Source organism: Citrobacter sp. ANG330 (assembly GCF_047467925.1).
Lineage (GTDB): Bacteria > Pseudomonadota > Gammaproteobacteria > Enterobacterales > Enterobacteriaceae > Citrobacter_A > Citrobacter_A amalonaticus_G.
The window spans coordinates 191,391-212,274 of sequence record NZ_JASJUI010000001.1; the positions used below are offsets into that span (position 1 = coordinate 191,391).

Annotated in this window: 20 protein-coding genes; 6 read left to right on the forward strand and 14 right to left on the reverse strand. The window is 53.1% G+C overall.

What is annotated here, in order from left to right; translation table 11 throughout:
• Positions 1 to 96: 96 nt before the first annotated feature.
• Positions 97 to 1,047, forward strand: coding sequence for a universal stress protein UspE (gene uspE / locus QNN88_RS00885; RefSeq protein WP_206163497.1), 951 nt, complete (start codon positions 97 to 99; stop codon positions 1,045 to 1,047).
• 45 nt (positions 1,048 to 1,092) lie between these two features.
• Here uspE and QNN88_RS00890 read toward each other — a convergent pair whose 3' ends face one another.
• On the reverse strand, positions 1,093 to 1,350 hold the full coding sequence (locus QNN88_RS00890; RefSeq protein ID WP_414238573.1) for a DUF2534 family protein: 258 nt from the start codon (positions 1,348 to 1,350) through the stop codon (positions 1,093 to 1,095).
• A gap of 243 nt (positions 1,351 to 1,593) precedes the next feature.
• Here QNN88_RS00890 and QNN88_RS00895 point away from each other — a divergent pair, with 243 nt between their 5' ends.
• Positions 1,594 to 2,616, forward strand: a complete 1,023-nt coding sequence (locus tag QNN88_RS00895) for a mechanosensitive ion channel family protein (protein WP_414238574.1) — start codon at positions 1,594 to 1,596, stop codon at positions 2,614 to 2,616.
• A 69-nt stretch (positions 2,617 to 2,685) separates the two neighbouring features.
• On the opposite strand, the gene QNN88_RS00900 is transcribed toward QNN88_RS00895, so the two are convergent.
• Entirely contained in the window at positions 2,686 to 3,069 is a 384-nt protein-coding gene (locus tag QNN88_RS00900; RefSeq protein ID WP_414238575.1) for a VOC family protein, read from the reverse strand.
• 98 nt (positions 3,070 to 3,167) lie between these two features.
• Here QNN88_RS00900 and QNN88_RS00905 point away from each other — a divergent pair, with 98 nt between their 5' ends.
• Positions 3,168 to 3,938, forward strand: coding sequence for a DeoR/GlpR family DNA-binding transcription regulator (locus QNN88_RS00905; RefSeq protein WP_414238576.1), 771 nt, complete (start codon positions 3,168 to 3,170; stop codon positions 3,936 to 3,938).
• Between the two features lie 34 nt (positions 3,939 to 3,972).
• On the opposite strand, the gene QNN88_RS00910 is transcribed toward QNN88_RS00905, so the two are convergent.
• Positions 3,973 to 5,586, reverse strand: a complete 1,614-nt coding sequence (locus QNN88_RS00910) for a peptide ABC transporter substrate-binding protein (protein ID WP_414238577.1) — start codon at positions 5,584 to 5,586, stop codon at positions 3,973 to 3,975.
• A gap of 183 nt (positions 5,587 to 5,769) precedes the next feature.
• On the opposite strand from QNN88_RS00910, the gene mpaA reads away from it, so the two are divergent.
• The gene (gene mpaA, locus QNN88_RS00915) at positions 5,770 to 6,498 is read left to right on the forward strand and encodes a murein tripeptide amidase MpaA (protein WP_414238578.1); all 729 of its coding nucleotides are present in this window, start codon (positions 5,770 to 5,772) and stop codon (positions 6,496 to 6,498) included.
• Here mpaA and ycjG read toward each other — a convergent pair.
• Positions 6,473 to 7,438 (reverse strand): L-Ala-D/L-Glu epimerase, encoded by a 966-nt coding sequence (gene ycjG, locus QNN88_RS00920; RefSeq protein WP_414238579.1) that lies wholly within the window; start codon positions 7,436 to 7,438, stop codon positions 6,473 to 6,475. The genes mpaA and ycjG overlap by 26 nt on opposite strands.
• A gap of 121 nt (positions 7,439 to 7,559) precedes the next feature.
• Here ycjG and tpx point away from each other — a divergent pair, with 121 nt between their 5' ends.
• The gene (tpx, locus tag QNN88_RS00925; RefSeq protein WP_414238580.1) at positions 7,560 to 8,066 is read left to right on the forward strand and encodes a thiol peroxidase; all 507 of its coding nucleotides are present in this window, start codon (positions 7,560 to 7,562) and stop codon (positions 8,064 to 8,066) included.
• A 43-nt stretch (positions 8,067 to 8,109) separates the two neighbouring features.
• Here the strand turns inward: tpx and tyrR are convergent, their stop codons facing one another.
• The 5 genes from tyrR to QNN88_RS00950 form a co-directional block, all read right to left on the reverse strand.
• Complete coding sequence (gene tyrR / locus QNN88_RS00930) at positions 8,110 to 9,651, reverse strand: transcriptional regulator TyrR (RefSeq protein ID WP_414238581.1); 1,542 nt, start codon at positions 9,649 to 9,651, stop codon at positions 8,110 to 8,112.
• A gap of 147 nt (positions 9,652 to 9,798) precedes the next feature.
• Positions 9,799 to 10,860, reverse strand: a complete 1,062-nt coding sequence (locus QNN88_RS00935; protein WP_414238582.1) for a TIGR01620 family protein — start codon at positions 10,858 to 10,860, stop codon at positions 9,799 to 9,801.
• The gene (locus QNN88_RS00940) at positions 10,857 to 12,254 is read right to left on the reverse strand and encodes a YcjX family protein (RefSeq protein WP_414238583.1); all 1,398 of its coding nucleotides are present in this window, start codon (positions 12,252 to 12,254) and stop codon (positions 10,857 to 10,859) included. The genes QNN88_RS00935 and QNN88_RS00940 overlap by 4 nt, the downstream gene beginning before the upstream one ends.
• A 325-nt stretch (positions 12,255 to 12,579) precedes the next feature.
• A complete protein-coding gene (locus QNN88_RS00945) occupies positions 12,580 to 13,341 on the reverse strand; it encodes a hypothetical protein (RefSeq protein ID WP_414238584.1) in 762 nt (253 codons plus the stop codon).
• A gap of 1 nt (position 13,342) precedes the next feature.
• Positions 13,343 to 13,540 (reverse strand): hypothetical protein, encoded by a 198-nt coding sequence (locus tag QNN88_RS00950; RefSeq protein ID WP_414238585.1) that lies wholly within the window; start codon positions 13,538 to 13,540, stop codon positions 13,343 to 13,345.
• 225 nt (positions 13,541 to 13,765) lie between these two features.
• Between QNN88_RS00950 and QNN88_RS00955 the strand changes: the two genes are divergently transcribed.
• Complete coding sequence (locus QNN88_RS00955) at positions 13,766 to 14,776, forward strand: LacI family DNA-binding transcriptional regulator (RefSeq protein ID WP_414238586.1); 1,011 nt, start codon at positions 13,766 to 13,768, stop codon at positions 14,774 to 14,776.
• Between the two features lie 38 nt (positions 14,777 to 14,814).
• Here the strand turns inward: QNN88_RS00955 and QNN88_RS00960 are convergent, their stop codons facing one another.
• The 5 genes from QNN88_RS00960 to QNN88_RS00980 form a co-directional block, all read right to left on the reverse strand.
• Entirely contained in the window at positions 14,815 to 15,720 is a 906-nt protein-coding gene (locus tag QNN88_RS00960) for an OmpG family monomeric porin (RefSeq protein ID WP_414238587.1), read from the reverse strand.
• Positions 15,721 to 15,797: 77 nt separating this feature from the next.
• Positions 15,798 to 16,877 carry an ABC transporter ATP-binding protein gene (locus QNN88_RS00965; protein WP_414238588.1) on the reverse strand — a complete coding sequence of 360 codons (1,080 nt, stop codon included), beginning with the start codon at positions 16,875 to 16,877 and terminating at the stop codon, positions 15,798 to 15,800.
• A 10-nt stretch (positions 16,878 to 16,887) separates the two neighbouring features.
• On the reverse strand, positions 16,888 to 17,550 hold the full coding sequence (pgmB, locus tag QNN88_RS00970; protein WP_414238589.1) for a beta-phosphoglucomutase: 663 nt from the start codon (positions 17,548 to 17,550) through the stop codon (positions 16,888 to 16,890).
• On the reverse strand, positions 17,547 to 19,823 hold the full coding sequence (locus tag QNN88_RS00975; RefSeq protein ID WP_414238590.1) for a glycoside hydrolase family 65 protein: 2,277 nt from the start codon (positions 19,821 to 19,823) through the stop codon (positions 17,547 to 17,549). Before QNN88_RS00975 ends, pgmB begins: the two co-directional genes overlap by 4 nt.
• Positions 19,820 to 20,875 carry a Gfo/Idh/MocA family protein gene (locus QNN88_RS00980; RefSeq protein WP_414238591.1) on the reverse strand — a complete coding sequence of 352 codons (1,056 nt, stop codon included), beginning with the start codon at positions 20,873 to 20,875 and terminating at the stop codon, positions 19,820 to 19,822. Before QNN88_RS00980 ends, QNN88_RS00975 begins: the two co-directional genes overlap by 4 nt.
• Positions 20,876 to 20,884 lie beyond the last annotated feature (9 nt).

Genomic DNA, 20,884 nt, shown 5'->3' on the forward strand with positions numbered 1-20,884 from the left:
TATTGATCTGACAGAAGGTTCTTCCCTGTTTCAATTCACATTCTTGGGTTACTCTTTTAGTTACAAACTGCGATGTCAGTTGTAAGGAGACCCTGTATGGCTATGTATCAAAACATGCTGGTGGTTATCGATCCGAATCAGGACGATCAACCTGCGTTACGGCGTGCGGTTTATTTGCATCAACGGATTGGTGGCAAAATTAAAGCCTTTTTGCCGATCTATGACTTTTCCTACGAGATGACCACCCTGCTGTCGCCCGATGAGCGTACCGCAATGCGTCAGGGTGTCATTAGTCAGCGGACGGCGTGGATACGCGAACAAGCAAAATACTACATTGAAGCAGGCGTTCCTGTTGAAATTAAAGTGGTCTGGCACAATCGTCCTTTTGAAGCCATTATTCAGGAAGTGATCGGAGCCGGACACGATCTGGTGCTGAAAATGGCGCACCAGCATGACCGACTGGAAGCAGTGATCTTCACCCCGACCGACTGGCATCTGCTGCGTAAATGCCCAAGCCCGGTGTGGATGGTGAAAGACCAGCCCTGGCCGGAAGGCGGCAAAGCGCTGGTGGCGGTAAACCTCGCCAGTGAAGAGCCCTACCACAATGCGCTTAATGAAAAGCTGGTGAAAGAGACGCTGCAACTCGCCGAACAGGTCAACCATACTGAGGTGCATCTGGTCGGAGCCTACCCCGTCACGCCTATCAATATCGCCATTGAACTGCCAGAATTCGACCCGAGTGTTTATAACGATGCGATTCGCGGTCAGCATCTGCTGGCAATGAAAGCGCTGCGACAAAAATTCAGTATCGACGAGAAAGTCACGCACGTTGAGAAAGGCTTACCGGAAGAAGTCATCCCGGATCTGGCAGAACATCTGCAGGCGGGGATAGTGGTTCTGGGTACAGTGGGCCGCACGGGAATTTCCGCTGCCTTCCTGGGCAATACGGCGGAACAGGTTATCGATCACCTGCGGTGTGACCTGCTGGTCATCAAACCCGACCAGTACCAGACGCCCGTTGAACTCGACGACGAGGAAGACGACTAACGCGTTGTGAAAAAACTAAAGGCCCAATTATTTGGGCCTTTAGTTTTAGTGCTTGTCCTCACCGCCGAGGAAATAAATCCCCAACGGGATGGCCAGCAGTACGGTAAAGACCAGGCTATAGACGAAAATCATTGATGACTGAATGATATACATTGACGTCGTCCAGTCAGAAAGCGGTATATCATACTGCTCAATCACACCGCCGATTGTAGCGCGCGTGACAACCGATGCCGCAATGATGAACACCCCCAGCAGACAGAGCAGAAACTTTTTGCCCTTTGCCGTCTTTAGCTTTTCCATCATCCTAGTGTCCTTCTGTTACCCAACCCTTTGTTACTTTGACGCAACAATACCATGACAACATGAAAAAGTCTGCATCAATCCCCCCTGACAACTCTGTTACATTGAAGCCTTCTTAGCGCCGAAACGCTGAAAGCGCTATTTATTGTTCCTTTTCATTGATGACTTGAATGTTTATCCTGAGTATCCTTACTCAGTTAATGATTATTTAGGCATGTCAGCGGCAGCGGAAAGCCGGGGATAAATATGTTTGCAGAGCTGTTCATAAAAAATATCTTCAATCTGACGGTTATTTTGAGTAGCGTCTTTAGCTTAATCCTGATGAATTTTTTCTTCCGTCATACGCATAAACGCAAGAAAGGGTTTATCTTCCATTCGGTTCAGTTTCTTATTTATGCGCTGATTATCAGTACGTTAGGGAGCATCGCCAACACCGTTATTGTGCATTATAAAATTAATGCACTTTCATCCAGTATTATCGACTTTGTCTGCACGTCATTAATCGCCCTGATTCTGACCATAAAACTGTTTCTGGTGATTAATCAGTTTGAAAAATCGCAAATCAGAAAAGGGCGAGACGTCACCAGCGCCCGAATTTTGTCGAGAATCATAAAGATCACCCTGATTGTGGTGATTATTCTGCTCTATGGCGAACATTTCGGCATGAGTTTATCCGGTTTACTGACTTTTGGCGGGATCGGCGGTATCGCTGTGGGCATGGCCGGGAAAGATATTTTGAGTAATTTCTTTTCAGGAATCATGCTCTATTTCGACCGTCCCTTCAGCATTGGTGACTGGGTACGTTCTCCGGATCGTAATATTGAAGGTACCGTGGCGGAAATTGGCTGGCGGATGACCCGGATAACGACTTTCGATCATCGCCCATTATATGTTCCTAATTCCGTGTTTTCTTCAATTAGCGTGGAGAATCCAGGCCGGATGAGCAACCGTCGAATCAACACGGTTGTCGGACTACGCTATGAAGATGCCGGTAAAATTGGCGTCATTGTCGATGCCATCCGGCAGATGCTACAAAACCATAGCGATATCGATCAACAACAAACGCTGCTGGTTTATTTCAACGGGTTTGGGGATTCTTCACTGAATATTATGGTTTATTGCTTTACCCGGACAACGGTCTGGGAAGAATGGTTAGCGGTTCAGCAACAGGTTTATCTTAACATTATTGATATCGTGCAAAGCCATGGCGCGGATTTCGCTTTCCCTAGCCAGACACTTTATCTCAATAATCCCTCTCAGGCTAACTGACTGATTATCCCCGCCTCAGACGGCATGGCGCTGAGGCGGGTCATGCCCCCGGAAATTTTGCTATTTCGCTTATTCAACGATTTCTATCAGATTCCCGTCCGGATCCTGAATGACCGCTTCATAATAGCCATCGCCGGTTGTACGGGGCGCTGAAACCAGAATCCCCTGCTCCTGCGCTCTTTGCGCCAGAACGTCCACCTTTTCGGCGCTGCCGACCGCGATCGCCAGATGCACCCACCCGGTTGTCTGGTTATCCGGGCGCAAGGCTCGCAGTGCTGGTTTCGTCATCAGTTCAATCGCAATATCATCACCAATGCGCACAAAATAAGACTCAAATCCGGGGTTGTTCTTGCTGATGTATTTCTCATTAAGCGTCCCGCCAAAAAAATCTGACCAGAAACGCGCCTGCGCCTCCAGTTCCGTGGTCCACAACGCCATATGTGCGATTTTCATGTTTCACCTCGTCTCAACCCGTCAGAATGTTGACAGCGCCGGTCGCTTTGCCCGATTATGCCTTTTATTGCTCGATGATTGGTAATTCAGGATTTATTATGCTCGATTATGCAGCTTTCCCCGAACAACGACAAGCCCTGATTCGACAGATCCTGCAGGAGAGTGGCCGTGTGGTATGCAGTGACCTCGCCGCCCGGCTGAACGTGTCGGAACACACCATTCGCCGCGATCTTCACGAACTGAGTAAGGCAGGAATTTGCAAGAAAGTGTATGGTGGCGCGGTGATGATGCTGACGGAAGCGGGAGACTATTCGGTTCGCAAAACGACGAAACCCGATCAAAAGAGCAATATCGCGCAAAAATGTGCACGACTGGTCACATCCGGCAGTTGTATTTTTATCGATACCGGCACGACCAATCTGGCGATGGCGGAGGCTCTCCCGGCTGAACTCTCTCTGACTGTAGTCACCAACTCACCGGAAATCGCCGCCGTACTGCTGAAAAAACCGCTGTACGACGTCATCATGCTCGGCGGTCAGCTGCAGCGCTCTTCCGGCGGTTGCGTTGGCGCAGCGGCAATTGCGCAGGTTCAGAAGATGTTATTTGATCAGGGGTTTATCGGCGGTTGCGCGATGGCACCGGAATCCGGCCTGACCGGATTTGATTATGCCGACTGTGAATTCAAACGTGCAGTGATCCGACAGTGTAATGAAACCATTGTGGCGCTGACAGCAGATAAAATCCCGGCAGTGGCGCGTTATGTTGTCGCCCGAAGCAGTGAGATTGACGTCATGGTGGTTGAGGCGAACATCAGCAAGGCGTATTGCGAAGCGTTTCGCGAGCATGATATCCGCATTTATACGGTGTGATCGGCAGGCGCGTTTCCGCGCCCGCTGACGGGTGTTAGTGCTTGATGATGTACATGGTCCGGCTGTACGCCACGTCTTCCGGGTTCATGATCGGATACCCTTTCAGCCACGGTTTGATTAAGCGTCCGTTGGTATACTGATAAATTGGCGCGATCGGCGCCTGCTCCATGAGGATTTTTTCCGCTGCGTTGTAATCTGCATTACGTGCTTTATCGGTATTTTCCATCGTCGCCTGGGTGATGACCTTGTCATACGCCGGGTTGTTAAAGCGGGAAATATTGCCGGAGTGCGTCGAAGTCAACAGCGACAGGAAAGTAGAAGGTTCATTGTAATCCCCTACCCAGGAAGCACGGATCACATCGAAGTTCCCGGTGTTGCGGCTGTCGATGTAGGTTTTCCACTCCTGGTTTTGCAGCTTCACATCCACCCCTAAGTTTTTCTTCCACATCGAAGCGACCGCGATGGCGATCTTCTGGTGATTTTCAGAGGTGTTGTACAGCAGCGTCAGCTTAAGTGGCTTCTGTGGACCATATCCCGCCGCACGCAATAAAGTTTTCGCCTGAGCATTCAGCTCTTCCTGACTCATCTGCTCAAAAGGCGATGGCTCAGGCGTAAAGCCGGCAGTGACGTCAGGGGTAAAATGCCAGGCCGGTTTTTCGCCAGTCCCCAACACTTTCTCCGCCATAATTCGACGATCGATGGTCATGCTCAGCGCCAGGCGCACGCGGGAATCCGCCGTTGGGCCTTTTTGCGTGTTAAACGCGTAGTAATAAGTACCCAGTTGGGGGGGCGTATAAACCTGCCCCGGAATATCCTTCAACAACTTCTGGTACATATTTTTCGGGAATGATTCGGTGATGTCGATATCCCCTGCCAGATAGCGTTTTGTGGCGGATGATTCCTGATTGATGGGCAGGAAGGTGACTTTCTGTAATACCGTTTTCCCGTTATCCCAGTAATGGGTGTTCGGCACCACCACCAGCTTTTCATTCACCACGCGATCCTGCAACACATAGGCACCATTACCCACCAGATTGCCTGGCCGGGTCCAGTCTTTACCGCTTTCCACGTTGTTTTTTTGCACCGGATAAAACGCAAAGCTGGCGGTGAGGTTGGCAAACCACGGCAGCGGTTTATCCAGTTGCACTCTCAGAGTTCGGGCATCAACAGCGGTCACGCCAAGTTTATCGGGCGTTGCTTTACCATCAATGATCGCCTGGGCATTGTTGATCCCTGCCAGCGCAGCAAACCAGGCAAAAGGTGACAGTGTTGTCGGATCCACCAGACGCTGCCAGCTATAGACAAAATCCTGGGCAGTCACCGGCGTGCCATCTGACCAGCGCGCGTTATCCCGCAACGTAAACGTCCAGATCCGGTTGTCGTTACTTTTCCAATGCGTGGCGACGCCTGGCACAATTTCGCCTTTCTCGTTCTGATTCACCAGCCCTTCGAACAGATCGCGAATGACCTGAATTTCCGGCAGACCGACTGCTTTTGCCGGATCCAGCGTCGCAGGTTCATCTTTTATATGGCGAACCAATTCCTGCTTCTCTGCCAGTACCGTTTTGCTGGGAACATCCGCAGCATATGACAGAGAAATGCTGCTAACCAACAGCGCACAACAGGTGACTGAAACAGAGTGCTTCATAGTGTTCCCTCAATCCGGCTTATCAATGATGGCGTAATTATTTGTTTCGCCTTATGGAAATGCAAATAACTTCCGGTAGAAAATTGATATTACGACTAAAAATCTGCGCGTGCGAAAACGATTTGATTATCGGCCTGATTTGCACAACACTGCGAGTAATAATCGCTGAATTCAGAGACGCTTATGACCGTTACCCGCCCTCGCGCACAACGTGGCGCCTTTCCGCCAGGAACCGAACATTATGGACGTTCACTGTTGGGGGCGCCATTGATCTGGTTTCCGGCAACCGCAGCCAGTCGCGACAGCGGTTTGATTATCGCGGGAACGCATGGCGACGAAAACGCGTCTGTGGTCACGCTCTCGTGCGCACTGCGCACGCTGACCCCGTCGCTTCGTCGTCATCATGTGATCCTCGCGGTAAACCCGGACGGCTGTCAGTTGGGCTTGCGTGCCAATGCTAACGGTGTCGATCTCAACCGCAATTTTCCCTCCGCAAACTGGAAAGCCGGAGAGACGGTTTATCGCTGGAACAGCGCAGCAGAAGCCCGTGATGTGGTGTTGTTGACGGGAGATCATCCGGGATCGGAACCGGAAACTCAGGCGTTATGTCAGCTCATTCATCGCATTCACCCCGCGTGGGTGGTCTCCTTTCATGACCCGCTGGCCTGTATTGAAGATCCGAAAAGCAGCGAGCTTGGTGAATGGCTGGCGCAGGCGTTCGATTTGCCGCTGGTGACCAGCGTAGGTTACGAAACACCGGGCTCTTTCGGCAGTTGGTGTGCGGATCTGGAATTACACTGCATCACTGCGGAATTCCCGCCAGTCTCATCCGATGAGGCCAGCGAGAAATATCTGCAGGCGATGTCCACGCTACTGCGCTGGCATCCTAAAGATGAAGTTGTCCGGTCGTAAAGTGCAGCGCGGGTTCCACATCGACAGCCAGCCAGGTGGGACCATCAAGATCGGCAAAGCTAACCTGCGGCGTCAGGGGCAATGCAGCAGTAATCGCCCGTGACGTGCAAAGCATGCAGCCCAGCATCAATGCAAACCCCTTCTCCCGGGCATCGCTAGCCAGCGCCAGCGCCTCGGTCAGCCCACCGGTTTTATCCAGCTTAATGTTGACCATTTCATAGCGCCCTTGCAGAGCATTCAGGCTGCTACGGGTATGACAACTCTCATCGGCGCAGACAGGCAACGGATGGATGAAATTTTCCAGCGCCGCGTCATCCTGCGCCGGAAGCGGTTGTTCCAGCATCGCCACGCCGAGATCGGCCAGCAATTGACAACGCGCCGCCAGCCCTTCCGCCCGCCATGATTCGTTAGCATCGACAATCAGGGTCGCCTCCGGTACCGCCGAGCGAATCGCCACCATGCGTTCGCTAATCAACCGGTCGTCGAGTTTTACCTTCAGCAAGGTTGCGCCCGCTTCCCACAGTGCCGCCGCACTGGCCGCCATTTGCTCCGGCGTACCGATAACGACAGTCTGCGCAGTTGTTATCGTTGCGGATAACGTCACACCGGTGATTTCTGCCAGCGTTTGCTGCTGGCGGCGGGCCTGCAGATCCCACAACGCGCAGTCAACCGCGTTACGTGCCGCGCCTGCAGGGAGCAATTTCTGTAATGCTTCCCGGGTCAGCCCTTTTTCCAGTTGCGGGGCAATACTCAGGATCTGCGCCATCACGGATGCATCGCTTTCCCCGTAGCGTGGATAGGGCGTGCACTCACCGATTCCTTTTACCCCCTCTTCTTCCAGTTCAACCACCACGACACGCGCCTCACTGCGGCTGCCACGGGCAATCACAAAAGGGGTATGTAACGGCCAGGCTTCCTCATATACCTTTACAGATCGCATTTATTCTCCTTAAACCATGACGTGGTGGTTTGTGCGCTAGCGCGAAATAGCGTTTGCCGTGTTATCGGCTGTTGGCATAAACTAGCCGTGACGTTAACTATATGTAAACAGGAAGATAACCATGTCACAAACCGTTCATTTCCAGGGCAACCCGGTTGCAGTCGCCAACTCCATTCCTCAAGCGGGTAGCAAAGCGCAGCCTTTTACCCTCGTGGCAAAAGATCTGTCTGACGTCGCACTGAGCCAGTTTGCAGGCAAACGCAAAGTGCTGAACATTTTCCCGAGCATCGATACCGGCGTTTGCGCGGCATCGGTACGTAAGTTTAATCAACTGGCCACCGAAATCGACAACACTGTCGTACTGTGTGTCTCTGCCGATCTGCCGTTTGCCCAGTCCCGCTTCTGTGGCGCAGAAGGTCTGAGCAACGTTATCACGCTCTCCACGCTGCGTAACGCTGATTTCCTGAAAAACTACGGTGTGGAAATCACTGACGGCCCGCTGAAGGGTCTGGCCGCTCGTGCGGTGGTGGTTCTGGATGAAAATGATAATGTCATCTTCAGCCAACTGGTGAATGAAATCACCAACGAGCCGGACTATGCCGCCGCGCTGGAAGTGCTGAAAGCGTAAGTCATCCCGTCGTACAAAAAAGCCTCCATTCTGGAGGCTTTTCTTATTCTTCGCCTTTCTTCTGATTAAGGCCGTATTCGCGCAGCTTATTGGCAATCGCGGTATGGGAAACCCCCAGACGTTTCGCCAGCTTGCGGGTACTGGGATAACTGCGATAAAGCTGGGTTAACACCGAGCGCTCAAAACGGCTGGTGATATCATCCAGCGAGCCTTCCATTGCATCTTCGCCCACGGCAACCGTCGTTGCATCGTAATCCGGCAGCAAAATATCCTGCGGCCGCAGCTCGTAGCCTTCAAGCTGCGTCAGCGCCCGGTAAACCGCGTTTTTCAACTGGCGTACGTTGCCCGGCCAGCCGTAGCGGGTCAACACGGTACTGAGATCGGCCGCCAGTTTGGGGCGCGGCACGCCCTGTTCATCGGCGAAACGCGCCACAAACAGTTCGGTCAGCGGCATGATGTCCTGCGGACAATCGCGCAGCGGCGGCAGATTCAGCGTCAGCACGTTAAGGCGATAATAAAGATCTTCGCGAAACAGTCCTTTCTGCACCAGTTCGACGAGATTCTTTTGCGTTGCGCAGATCACACGCACATCAACATGCACCTCATGATCTTCCCCCACCCGGCGGAACGTACCGTCATTAAGGAACCTTAGCAGCTTGGTCTGCATGCGCGGTGACATTTCGCCAATTTCATCCAGCAGCACAGAACCGCCGTTTGCCTGCTCAAAGAAGCCTTTTTTGCCTTCCGGCGCATGACCGAACAGTTCGCTTTCCACTGCATCTTCAGGGATTGAAGCGCAGTTGAGCGCCAGATACGGTTTACCCGCACGCGGGCTGGCCTGATGACAGGCATGCGCAAACAGATCTTTACCGGTGCCCGTATCCCCCGTAATCAGCAGCGGCGCACTTAGCATCGCCAGTTTGCGCGCCTGTTCAACCACGTGTTTCATTTTGCCGCTGACGGCGATGATCTGGCTAAAAGCGCTGACATCCTGAGTCGCCAGATTCTGCAACTGGCGCCCCATGCGGATGGTTGAACGCAACATCACCACCGCGCCGGTGAGCATGGTTTCGTCGGTTTCCCCTTGCAGATAGACCGGCGTGATTTCCATCAGGAAATTCTGCCCGTTAATCACCACATGTTCGTTATGGGAGGTTTGCGGATTGCCTTCCAGCCAGCGCTGGAAGTTAAAACCGTTAATCAGTTGTGCTGCGGTGTGATGGCGCATCCGTTCGGTATTAAGGGCGAAAAGCTGGCAGCTCGCCGGATTCGCCATCTCAATCTTACTTTTCAGATCCAGCGACAGAACAGGCTCAGGCAGCGCCTCAAGCAGCGCGCTAAGCGCCAGATGTTCACGCTCTGACGGCATCCACGGCACGGTACGTACGTCGGTAACTCCCGCAATGCGGCGAATTTCCGCCATCAGGCTGCTGAAGTTAGTGAACTCCAGTTCTGCAAAGTTAAGGTAGATCCGCCCGATGGGGTCAATCTCGATACCGCGCAAATCGATGCTACGTAGCACCAGTAAATCGAGTAATTCGCGTGTCAGACCAAGTCGGTCTTCACAAAAGACTTCCAGACGCATGGGGAACCTTCACCTGAATAATGAGCTATAGGTAAGATGATAAGCCAGGAATGGGGAAGCCGGAAGGTTTGTGTCAACAAATATTGACAGCCTGACGGAAAAACAGGCGTTTCGGCGTAAAGTTACGCGGTCAACGCCTGCCACACATTACTTTTCTTTCGGGGAGCTGTTTTTCTGCAACGTTTCTTTGAGCTGCCCGATCAACTGACGGCGGAAATCGCCCAGACGCGGTTTGTCATCTTCCATCCACGGCAACGGGCGGCAAAGTTCCATCGCTTTGATCCCCAGTCGTGCGGTCAACAACCCCGCGCCGATCCCCTGCGCGGCACGGGTCGACAGGCGCGCCGCAAGATCCTGCGACATCCAGTCCATCCCCACTTCCCGCACCAGCTCGCTGGCCCCGGCAAAGGCGATATTCAGCAGCACCAATCGGAACAGACGCAGACGGCTGTAATAACCCAGTTCAATACCGTATAGCGTGGCGATGCGGTTAATCAGTCGCAGATTACGCCAGGCAATAAACGCCATATCCACCAGCGCCAGCGGGCTGACTGCGATCATCAGCGTCGACTCCGCCGCCGAACGGCTGATTTCTCTCCGCGCCTGGGCATCCAGCACCGGTTGCACCAGATGGGCGTAGAGACTGACCACTTCGCGATCGTTTTGCGTTTCGTGGATCGACGCATACCAGCGCTGTAACGCCGGATGTGACTGGTCGATACCAGCCTGCTGGGCCAGTTTCTCGCAGAAGGCCCGCCCTTTGCCGGCTCCGTGACTGTGCAGGAGGTCACGCGCTTCATCGCGCTCGTGCGCGCGCTGGCGTAAACGCCACAGACGCCGCCATTCGGTTGCCACCGACCCGACGCCCGCGCCGATAATCAGCGCCCCGGCGGCGCATCCGCCGAGCGCAACCCAGTCCTGGGTTTGCCAGGCATTCATCGTCCACTGTACGCCCTGCCCAACCACGCTTACACTAAAGAGCGCCAGGCCGCCCATCACCATCTTGCGCCACAGACTGCGTTTCGGGCGCAGCGCCGCGTCAATGACCGCTTCGGCCTGCCCTTCTTCCTCCAACGGTTCATCCACGGTGGCGGGCGCAAAGGACTGAGCCTGCGTCTCGCTAAACGTTTGTTGCGCTTTAAAGGCCGGGCTCTGCTCAACTTCAAGCGGACCGGCGAAATCAATCCGCGGTTTTATCGGTTCGCTCATCGCAATTTATCTCCTATTAAAAACTCCAGCGCGGCATCCAGACGAATGTGCGGCAGCGGCTTATCGACGTCCATTTTTTGCGGTCGAAACGCTTCAAACTGAAAGCCCTGCCTGTCCCAGAACGCCTGTCCAGGCAGTCGTGCCGGCACTTCACCGGGGTAGACCGTCAGCGGCGAGCCATCGCTTAAGCGGTTCCCGCGCAGCGCCGGGATCTTCTCACCGTTCACTTCAATCAACCCGCTGGTGGTGGCCTGGACGGAGGCCAGCCCCAGACAATCCATGCTGATCCCTTCAAACGCGGCGTTCTGCCAGGCATCCTGAATCAACTGTTGCAGCAGCGACACCATATTGGCGTGCTGATCGATCGTCACGTGATCCGCTTTGGTGGCGGCAAACAGCAGTTTGTCGATCACCGGCGAGAACAGCCGACGGAACAGCGTACGCTGGCCATAATGGAAACTTTGCATCAGTTGGGTTAAGGCAAGACGCATGTCGTTGAACGCCTGCGGCCCGCTGTTGAGCGGCTGCAGGCAATCCACCAGCACAATCTGACGATCGAAGCGCAGAAAATGGTTCTTATAAAACCCCTTCACTACTTTTTCACAGTAGTAGTTAAAGCGCTCACGCAGCATCCCGGCGTTGGTGTGCTTATCCGCCTGCGCCAGTTTTGATTCGCCCCACGCGTCCACATCCGGCCAGGGGAAAAATTGCAACGCTGGTGCGCCCGCCATATCGCCAGGCAGGACAAACCGGCCCGGCTGGATAAAGTGAAGTCCCTGCTGTTTGCACTGATGCAGGTATTCCGTCCACGCCGCCGCGATATCGGCCAGGCGGTTTTCATCAGCGGTGGCCAGCGGATCCAGCCCTTGTGTCAACTGTCGCCATTTCGCCGACCATTCCGCCCGCTGCCCGGTGAGCAACCCGGTCATCTGCCGCGACCAGCTCAGATAATCTTGCGCCAGCATCGGCAGGTCGAGCAGCCATTCGCCGGGATAATCGACAATTTCCAGATACAGCGTCGACGTCTCTTTGAAGTGACGCAACAGGGAATCATTGGATTTATAGCGCAGCGCCAGGCGAATTTCGCTGACCCCACGGGTGGGCGTCGGCCACGTCGGCGGATCGCCATACAGTTGGGCCAGCCCTTCATCGTAGGTAAAGCGAGGAATGCCAAAATCTCGCTGGGGTACGCGTTTCACCCCGAGCAGACGCTCCTCGCGCACTGCGCTGAGCAACGGCAACCGCGCCCCGGCGTGGATATTCAACAACTGATTAACCATCGCGGTGATAAAAGCCGTTTTTCCGCTCCGGCTCAGCCCGGTGACCGCGAGGCGCAGGTGTCTGTCTACACCGCGATTAACCAGCGCATTGAGTTCATTGGTGAGTCTCTTCATCGCCATCCCGTTATGCCTGAAGACCAGAAAAAAGTATAACGCATCCCTTTATTGTGGGGGCAGGCCGTTGATTTTCAAGCGGGTTAGTCTGCAGGTAATGGATATAATGCGCGCAGCGTTCCAGGCTCATGGCAATGAGAACAGTGACGCGGGGGTTCTGCTCAACGAGGCGGCGAACCGTTAAGCAGAATTCAGCTGTCACTGATCAGTTACGGGGGAACGGTCAACGCAAGTATTTATGTTGCGCATTGTGTGCAGCCGGCCATGTCTGCTGTGAGGTCATTAATCCCTCATGTTGAAGGTTTAACCCCCCACTTTTTGGTATTCAGGGGGCCTCTGCCCGCTGCGCCAGCGCGCTGGCACTGGCGGGGTCGAAAAGCGAAATGCTCTCGATCTGATCCAGCATAATGACCTTTCTGAAGGCCATGGCGCTGCGCGGTTCTGAATCGAGCGTAATATCATGTTCGGCATACCACTTACTGTAATTATGCTCGATGCACAGGCGCATGGTCTTCCCGTCACGATAGCCGCTTAACATCGGGATCAGCACAATATTGGCTGTCTTTTCATATTCCAGCGTTGCCGTATGGATCATGCCGATATAAATTCGTCTCGATTTCAGCGTAATGTGCGCCAGTTCACCGTCTTCCATGCACTGGTAAAGCAATTGTTCAATACCGCTCGATTGCGCGAGACGCTTATACAGCCTTATTCTGCCTTCCCCATCCAGCCTGGCGCTGCCAGCCCAGTTCGAACGATAGAGACAAAATAAAATGGCAAACGCCAGCATCACCACGACCGGTGCCTGGATACCCAGAAAGCTCCAGTTCATAAAATCAATTTGCCAGTCGGCGTAGCGCTGCGAAGTCAGATGAAAGGTATTATCGGCGTAAGAAAATGTGAGCAACAGCAGCCATAATAATCCGGTGGCAATGACGCCCTGCAGAACGAAGATACAACCATAAAGCGCAACCAGAAAATAAACATCCCAGCCAAATGAACGCTTAATTTTAAATCGCGTAGAGAGATCGCGACTGGTGTACCAGTAACCGCACACCATCAGCACCATGAATATCGCGGTTCCCATATTACGCCCTCTTCAGCGCGTTAACATGACGCAGAAAATCCTGGCGCACCTCTTTGCTTTTAAAATTAACCGAAGCGTTTCCGTCCTGGTCAATAATAATTCGGTCTCCATCCTCCACCGCTTCAATGATCTCCTGATGACTCATCACCTGCAGTAACGACTCCGGGCTGGAGAAAATGGACATCAATAAACGTGTCATCGTCTGGGATCCTCATGAAGCAAAAGGATTAAGCCTGGCCGACAAACGAAGACTGCGCATTAAGGTTATGCTGAAAATCTTGTTTAACGCGATTTGCGACGCTTTCCGCAGGATAACATTAATCCCCCCGCTGGCCGCGTACTATGCAAGCCGCTCAGCGGTTGTCAACGGCAGACTAACTCCCTAAGATGTAGAGCATTAACTCTCTGATGGAGTTGCAGGAGTATGTCCCCCACTATTTATGATATCGCTCGCGTGGCGGGTGTGTCGAAATCGACGGTCTCACGCGTACTGAATAAGCAAACGAATATCTCACCGGAAGCGCTGGAAAAAGTGCAGCGCGCCATTGATGAACTGCAGTATCAGCCCAATAAACTGGCCCGAGCACTCACGACATCCGGGTTTGACGCCATTATGGTGATCTCAACGCGCTCGACGAAGACAACCGCCGGTAATCCCTTCTTCTCGGAAGTCCTGCACGCCATTACCGCGAAAGCAGAAGAAGAAGGCTTTGACGTGATCCTGCAAACCTCGCGCAGTACTGAAGACGATCTGCAAAAGTGCGAGAGCAAGATTAAGCAGAAGATGATCAAAGGCATTATTATGCTCAGCTCTCCTGCGGATGAGACCTTTTTCGCGCGTCTGGATAAATACGATATTCCGGTTGTGGTCATCGGTAAGGTTGAAGGTCAATACACGCACGTTTACTCGGTCGATACCGATAATTACCGGGACAGTATTGCCCTGACGGACGCCCTGATTAAAAGTGGTCATCAAAATATTGCCTGCCTGCATGCACCGCTGGATTATCATGTTTCTGTTGACCGCGTAAATGGCTATAAGCACAGCCTGGCGATGCATCAACTGGTAGAGAATAAAAACTGGATTATTGATGGTGGCTACACGCATGAAAGTGCGCTGGACGCGGCGAGAGAATTATTAAACCAGCACCCCTTACCGGACGCCGTCTTTGCGACCGACAGTATCAAGATCCTCAGTTTATATCGCGCAGCATCAGAGAAGAATATCGCCATCCCACAGCAGTTGGCGATCGTAGGTTACAGCAATGAAATGCTCTCTTTCATTCTCACTCCGCCCCCCGGTGGCATTGATGTGCCGACACGTGAACTCGGCGAACGAAGCTGCGATCTGTTATTTAAGCATATAGCGGGGAAAACTGACGCCAAATCCATTACCGTCGAAACCCGCATTTCGCTAACCGCATCGCTGGCCTGAGTTCGTGGCTGCCCGAAGTTTCCGGGCAGCCAGCGCGATTAAAAGGCGTAATTAACACCTATTCCTGCATAATGGAAGCGGTCACTGTCGCCTTCATCGTGATCTTCCCACTCATAGGCATATTCCAGCGTCATCGACAAACCATTCTGGAAATCATACGCATACTGTAATCCGAGACGGTTGAAGTCATGACCTTCACGCTCCGGATCGTCGCGCCAGTCCCAGTTTGACCAACGATCCAGACCAATACGGGTATAAGGCGTCAGCGTCGTATTACCCAGCGAGATCGGTAAATAGGCACGAATTTCCTGAGTAGAAAACTCGCCATTATCACGATTTTCAGCAAGGTTGAAACCGCGCTCAAGGTAGTAATTAACCGTCAGTCCCACCGTTTCATTAAAGGTATAATTCAGGCCCGTTTCGCTTTCGACACGACTGTCTGAATAGCCGGTGGTACTCAGATCATTGACGAACTGATACATCGCCAGCCATCCGCTAAAGCGCAAATCGTCCGTGAGCTTCACATCCCAGTCCGGCGCCACTTTCCAGCGCTGCATATTCGCGGTGTCTTTACCTGCTTCATTCACATAGTGATAGCCGTAGTTACGAAAGCCCCCCGTCAAGCCAAAACTGAAATCGTCGCTTTCCAGCATCTGATAGTGAACTTCCAGTTCCGGACGATCGAACCAGGTACCGCGTTTGCCAGCACTATAGTCAACCGGACCTTCCTGATAATAGGCCAGGGATATTCTCCATGGACCGTTCGAGGCATTAAAATAGACAGACGGTTCAGCAAGTCCATCCATATCTTCGCCGTAGCCTTCCACGTTTTCAATTTCGTACATGGCACCAATATTAAAATGCCAGTCTTTATTATCGGCGGCCTGTGCGCAGGCCATCCCAGCGCATATCAGCAGCGCTGTAGAGGTCAGTAAGGTTTTCATTTTTATTCCTTGTTAAAGTACAGATAAATAAAAATATCGCGAAAGCCAGGGGACCGCGCCCCTGGAGATACTTATTGTTAAATAGCGAATTCCGTCTCTACGTCAAAGAAATGGCATTTCGCCATATCAAAATGGATGGTGATATTTTCTCCTGCATAATAGTCATTAACAGACCCGGCACGGACCACCAACTCGTGCCCCCCAATCGTGCTGTACAACATAAATTCTGCGCCGGTCAGTTCCGCTACGCTTATTTTTGCTGTCACGCTATTCTCTTCTTGTATCCCAGGGTGAATATCCTCCGGGCGGATCCCGAGCACGACAGCTTTATGTTCATACCCCTTCGCATTTAATATCCGTAATTTATCTTCCGGAAGGGTTAATTTAAGGGTTTCCGTAACAAATTTATTTCCGTCAATCGCGCCACGAATAAAATTCATTGCCGGAGAACCGATAAAACCTGCAACAAACATATTGGCGGGATGGTTATAAACCATTTTGGGCGCTCCAACCTGCTGGACGATCCCGTCTTTCATGATCACAATCCGCGTCGCCATGGTCATAGCTTCTGTCTGGTCGTGCGTGACGTAAATCATGGTGGTATTCAGCTTCTGGTGCAGTTTACTGATCTCTGCACGCATCTGAACGCGAAGTTTGGCATCCAGGTTAGAGAGGGGTTCATCCATTAAAAACACGCCGGCTTCGCGCACAATGGCGCGCCCCAGAGCGACACGCTGGCGTTGACCGCCTGATAATGCGCCAGGTTTACGCTTGAGATAATCCCGTAAACCGAGGATCTGTGCGGCCCAGTTAACGCGTTCGTCAATAATACCGGCATCAATTTTCTTTATTTTCAGGCCGAATGCCATGTTGTCGTAGACATTCATGTGCGGATACAACGCGTAATTCTGGAAGACCATTGCAATATTGCGTGCCTTTGCGGGAACGTCATTCATCCGCTTACCGTCGATCAGCAGTTCGCCGGCACTGATCTCCTCCAGCCCCGCAATCATGCGCAGGGTGGTCGATTTTCCACAGCCCGACGGACCGACAAAAACGATAAACTCTTTATCTTCAATCTCCAGATTGAAGTCTTTAACCACATGCACCTGGTTGTCATAAATTTTGTGTATATGCTGCAACGAAAGCTGTGCCATGTTGATTCCTTTACTTGTCGAGTTGCCAGAAAGCCGATAAGCACGGCCACGTCAGAAATTCCGTTGTCGGAAGCAGCAGATCTGCGCCAGTTAAGGAGGAGCCAATCCCCACCGACCGCATTCCGCTGGCATTTATCGCTTCAATCCCCGCCTGCGCATCCTCTATGCCAATACAGGCCTGCGGGTTAACGTGCAGACCGCTGCACGCAGCCAAAAAAATCTCCGGATCCGGTTTAGAACGCTGGATCAGTGCGGCATTGGCGCAAAAATCGAATAACGAGGTCATTTGCAACGCCTGTAAGATGGCAGGCGCATTCAGCGATACTGACGCCAGGCCTGTTTTTATCTGTTCCGTACGCAGCGTCGCCAGCAGTTCCCGAATCCCAGGCAACACTGACTCCGGCGTAAGCCTTCGCAACGAGTCAACGTAAAGCGCGTTTTTACGCGCGGATATCTGTTCCCGTTCCGACAGTCTGAATGCCCCTTCTTTGCCGCCATGACGCAAAATACGCAGCAGTGACTCACCACGACTGATGCCTTTCAGGCTGTCGTTGAACTCCTCATCAATCACAATCCCCATCTCATCGGCCACCTGCCGCCAGGCCAGAAAATGCAGATGTGCCGTATCGGTAATCACCCCATCCAGATCAAACACAATTGCCTGCGGTTTCATTCACAGCCTCCTGGTGTGGTAGCGGTCCCATTATCAGGGAAAAAGAAGCCAGAAAGCGCTGTCGTATATTCACCATCAATAACGATTGGCTTTGTATTAAGCCACAGGGTCACCGGCCGGGAACTACGGATCGTGGCGTGATGTTGGCTAAGCGAAATCAGCATTTCACTTCCCTGCCAGTGCAGAGGAAACGTCAGCGTTTTCCACCCTTTTGGCAACGCAGGAGCGAGGTGCAGTTCGCCGTTACGGACACTCAGTCCCGCAAATCCCTGAATCACGCCCAGCCAGATTGCCCCCGTCGCCGCCGCATGGATACCGTCGTCGCAACTGTGCGGATCGTCGCCAAGATCGATCTGCGCCCCCTCATACCAGAACTGATAACTCTGTTCCGGGTTGCCACAGCGTGCTGCCACAATGCCGTGAATCGCTTTACTCAGAGAGGAGTCATGAATCGTGCGCGCTTCGTAGAATTGCAGATTGCTCAGGCACACTTTCGCGGTGAACAACTCCGGCAGCATGTAGGTCAGCATCACCACATCCGCCTGTTTCAGGATTTGCATTTCGTTGACTTCCGCCCGCGAATAATCCAGCAGGATCGTCTGTTTCCCGGCCTTTGCTTTGTACGCCGTCAGATCAATGGCCGGTTTGCTGAGGAACGTATCATCCTGTGGCAGAATGCCGTCTTCCTGGAGTTCGGGTCGCCAGAGAGACTGTAAAAAATGCTCAGCCTGTTGAATAAACGCCGCGTCTTCGCAGCCATAGCGCCGGGCAAAATGCAGCGCCTGCGCAACGTTGTAATACGCCATATAGTTGGTGAAAGCGTTATTATTCACGTGTTCGGTATATTCATCCGGGCCAATGACATCATGGATCTCGAGCCGCCCTTTCACATCCGTTGTTCGACTCATCCAGAACCGCGCCGTCTCAAGCAGCAACGTTAATCCTTCACGGGACATAAAGTGCTCATCACCCGTGGCATTCCAGTACATCACAACGGCCCAGGCGATATCGGCCACCAGATGGTGTTCCGCCAGCGCGGAAGCCACCTTCTGACGAAACCCGGTACGAATGTTTATCGCTGCAAATTCCGGTGTTTCTTCGTCACCGCTGCGTGCGCTCTCCCACGGAAACAGCGCGCCCTGCCAGCCGTTTTTACGCGCTTTTTCCTGCGCGCCTGCCAGGTTATGCCAGCGATAACGCAACAGATTCCGCGCAATATCGGGGTAAGTGAACAGATGAAAAGGTAACAGGAAGACTTCGGTATCCCAGAAAACGTGCCCCTTGTAACCTTCACCGGTCATCCCCTTCGCGCCGATGCTGCAACGCTCATCATGGGCAGGGGTCATCATCCGTAAATGATACAGCGCAAAGTCCAGTGCACGCTGATCGTCTGCGTTCAGGCTATCCACCTCAACCCGGCAGTGCTGCCACCAGCGGTGCCAGTTAGCGCCAGATTGCGCCAGTAACGCGTCATAACCCTGCGAGACGCACGCATTCAGGTGGTGGATCCCCTGCTGCCCCAAGGTTTCCAGCGAAACATCGCTCGCGTCGGTCCAGTCCACCCACGTCAGTTTTTCCAGCGTCAGGCATTCTCCGGCTTTCACCTGAACGTGGGTGTGCTGCATCAGCTGCCGTTCTTTTGCCGTGAAGCAGGTCTGCGCATCCCTATTAACGCTGCAATGTGTGGAGACAGCGACATGACTTTGGCCATCCTGAGTGGTGTAAATCCCTTGCAGAAGATGTTGACCAAATACCCGCACCTGCGTTTCATCCAGATGCTGGCGACCGTGGTTGGTGACGGTCGCGTCAATACCTGTCGATAGCGTTACGGTGGCATCACTGCCAAGTGGGGTTATCGATAACGACATCGCCAGTAGCGGCAGTTGTTCTGCGGACGCAAAGCGGCGACACTCAATCGCGAAGCGAGCCCCGTCCGGCGCGCGCCAGATAATCGAACGCGTGAGTTCACCGCTGGCGAAATCAAGCTCTCGCCGCCAGCTTTCCAGGGTGCCGCTGAGCAAAGAAAAAAGCGCGCCATTGAGAAGAATGTCGACGCCAATAACGTCCGGAAGGTTAACGATTTCATTGATTTCCCCCTTCCCTGACCGGTGATACAAACCGGCAAGATACATCCCGCGTGTCTGGTGGGTATAGGCCTCTTCGTGACTGGCGCGACACCCCAGATAACCATTGCCTGTCGCCATCAGTGAGGCGTACTTATTCAGGCTGTGCGGGCAAAAATCCGGCCCGGATAACATAACTGGCTTGCTCATAGTTCAACACACATCCCTGTTTCTGCAGACTGATACAACGCTGCCACCAGTTGCTGAATAACCCATCCCTGTTCAGCGTCTGCGATAGTGACCGGCTTGCCCTGAACATGATTCACAAAAGCCTCCATGCTGCGAAAATGGCGCTGGTCATCAGCACTTTCGCGGGACAATAACACCTCCAGTTCGCCATCCTTGTCGGTGTAGACCTGCGCCGGGAACAGCGTTGCGCCCGCTTTGTCCCCGAAAAAATTCACATTCATGATCGACTGTTCGGGAATATTCAGCGCAAAGGACGTTTCAAGGCGCAGAATACTCCCGTTCTGAAACTCGACGGTACCAAACAGCGAATCCTCAACGGTATAGGTTGCCGGATCCCACTCACCAAACTGTCCGCATTTTTTCTGAGTGCCAATTTTCTGAAAATCGTGGGCCCAGACGCGTTTCACCAGCGGGAATCCCAGCACATACATCGCGGCGTCCAGCATGTGTATGCCAAGGTCGATGAGCGGCCCACCGCCCTGCAATGCTTTGTTGGTAAAAACGCCCCATCCGGGTACGCCACAGCGACGCAGCGCCCTGGCATTGGTCACATAGATTTCACCCAGAACCCCAGCCATGACCTGTTCACGCAGCAACTGAGTATCAAGCGCAAACCGATGATGAAAATCATATGCCAGGACTTTCCCCCTGCGACGTGCGGTATTGCGCATCTCCAGCGCCTGATCCGGGGTCATGGCAGGCGGTTTTTCGCACATCACATGGCAGCCGGCGTCCAGCGCCAGCAGCGTGTGTTGATAGTGAAAACGATTGGGTGAACAGATACTGACGATATCGGGCTTCACCTTCTGAAGCATCGTCTGCGGGTCGTCCCAGACCTGCGCCCCACCGTATTTTTCTGCCAGCGTTTGCGCCTGAGACAGGCAGCTGTCACAGACAGCCACCAGTTGCAGATCCTCTCGGGTGCAGTAGTACGACGCGTGAACGTTATCCGCAACTTGCCCGGCGCCAATAATAGCGACGCGAAGCGGAGAGCCTGTCTTTGCACTTTTCACGGCAACCTC

Excerpts from the sequence above, each read along its gene's own strand:
- uspE (WP_206163497.1), top strand. The coding sequence starts at position 97 with ATGGCTATGTATCAAAACATGCTGGTGGTTATCGATCCGAATCAGGAC.
- QNN88_RS00890 (WP_414238573.1), bottom strand. The coding sequence starts at position 1,350 with ATGATGGAAAAGCTAAAGACGGCAAAGGGCAAAAAGTTTCTGCTCTGT.
- QNN88_RS00895 (WP_414238574.1), top strand. The coding sequence starts at position 1,594 with ATGTTTGCAGAGCTGTTCATAAAAAATATCTTCAATCTGACGGTTATT.
- QNN88_RS00900 (WP_414238575.1), bottom strand. The coding sequence starts at position 3,069 with ATGAAAATCGCACATATGGCGTTGTGGACCACGGAACTGGAGGCGCAG.
- QNN88_RS00905 (WP_414238576.1), top strand. The coding sequence starts at position 3,168 with ATGCTCGATTATGCAGCTTTCCCCGAACAACGACAAGCCCTGATTCGA.
- QNN88_RS00910 (WP_414238577.1), bottom strand. The coding sequence starts at position 5,586 with ATGAAGCACTCTGTTTCAGTCACCTGTTGTGCGCTGTTGGTTAGCAGC.
- mpaA (WP_414238578.1), top strand. The coding sequence starts at position 5,770 with ATGACCGTTACCCGCCCTCGCGCACAACGTGGCGCCTTTCCGCCAGGA.
- ycjG (WP_414238579.1), bottom strand. The coding sequence starts at position 7,438 with ATGCGATCTGTAAAGGTATATGAGGAAGCCTGGCCGTTACATACCCCT.
- tpx (WP_414238580.1), top strand. The coding sequence starts at position 7,560 with ATGTCACAAACCGTTCATTTCCAGGGCAACCCGGTTGCAGTCGCCAAC.
- tyrR (WP_414238581.1), bottom strand. The coding sequence starts at position 9,651 with ATGCGTCTGGAAGTCTTTTGTGAAGACCGACTTGGTCTGACACGCGAA.
- QNN88_RS00935 (WP_414238582.1), bottom strand. The coding sequence starts at position 10,860 with ATGAGCGAACCGATAAAACCGCGGATTGATTTCGCCGGTCCGCTTGAA.
- QNN88_RS00940 (WP_414238583.1), bottom strand. The coding sequence starts at position 12,254 with ATGAAGAGACTCACCAATGAACTCAATGCGCTGGTTAATCGCGGTGTA.
- QNN88_RS00945 (WP_414238584.1), bottom strand. The coding sequence starts at position 13,341 with ATGGGAACCGCGATATTCATGGTGCTGATGGTGTGCGGTTACTGGTAC.
- QNN88_RS00950 (WP_414238585.1), bottom strand. The coding sequence starts at position 13,540 with ATGACACGTTTATTGATGTCCATTTTCTCCAGCCCGGAGTCGTTACTG.
- QNN88_RS00955 (WP_414238586.1), top strand. The coding sequence starts at position 13,766 with ATGTCCCCCACTATTTATGATATCGCTCGCGTGGCGGGTGTGTCGAAA.
- QNN88_RS00960 (WP_414238587.1), bottom strand. The coding sequence starts at position 15,720 with ATGAAAACCTTACTGACCTCTACAGCGCTGCTGATATGCGCTGGGATG.
- QNN88_RS00965 (WP_414238588.1), bottom strand. The coding sequence starts at position 16,877 with ATGGCACAGCTTTCGTTGCAGCATATACACAAAATTTATGACAACCAG.
- pgmB (WP_414238589.1), bottom strand. The coding sequence starts at position 17,550 with ATGAAACCGCAGGCAATTGTGTTTGATCTGGATGGGGTGATTACCGAT.
- QNN88_RS00975 (WP_414238590.1), bottom strand. The coding sequence starts at position 19,823 with ATGAGCAAGCCAGTTATGTTATCCGGGCCGGATTTTTGCCCGCACAGC.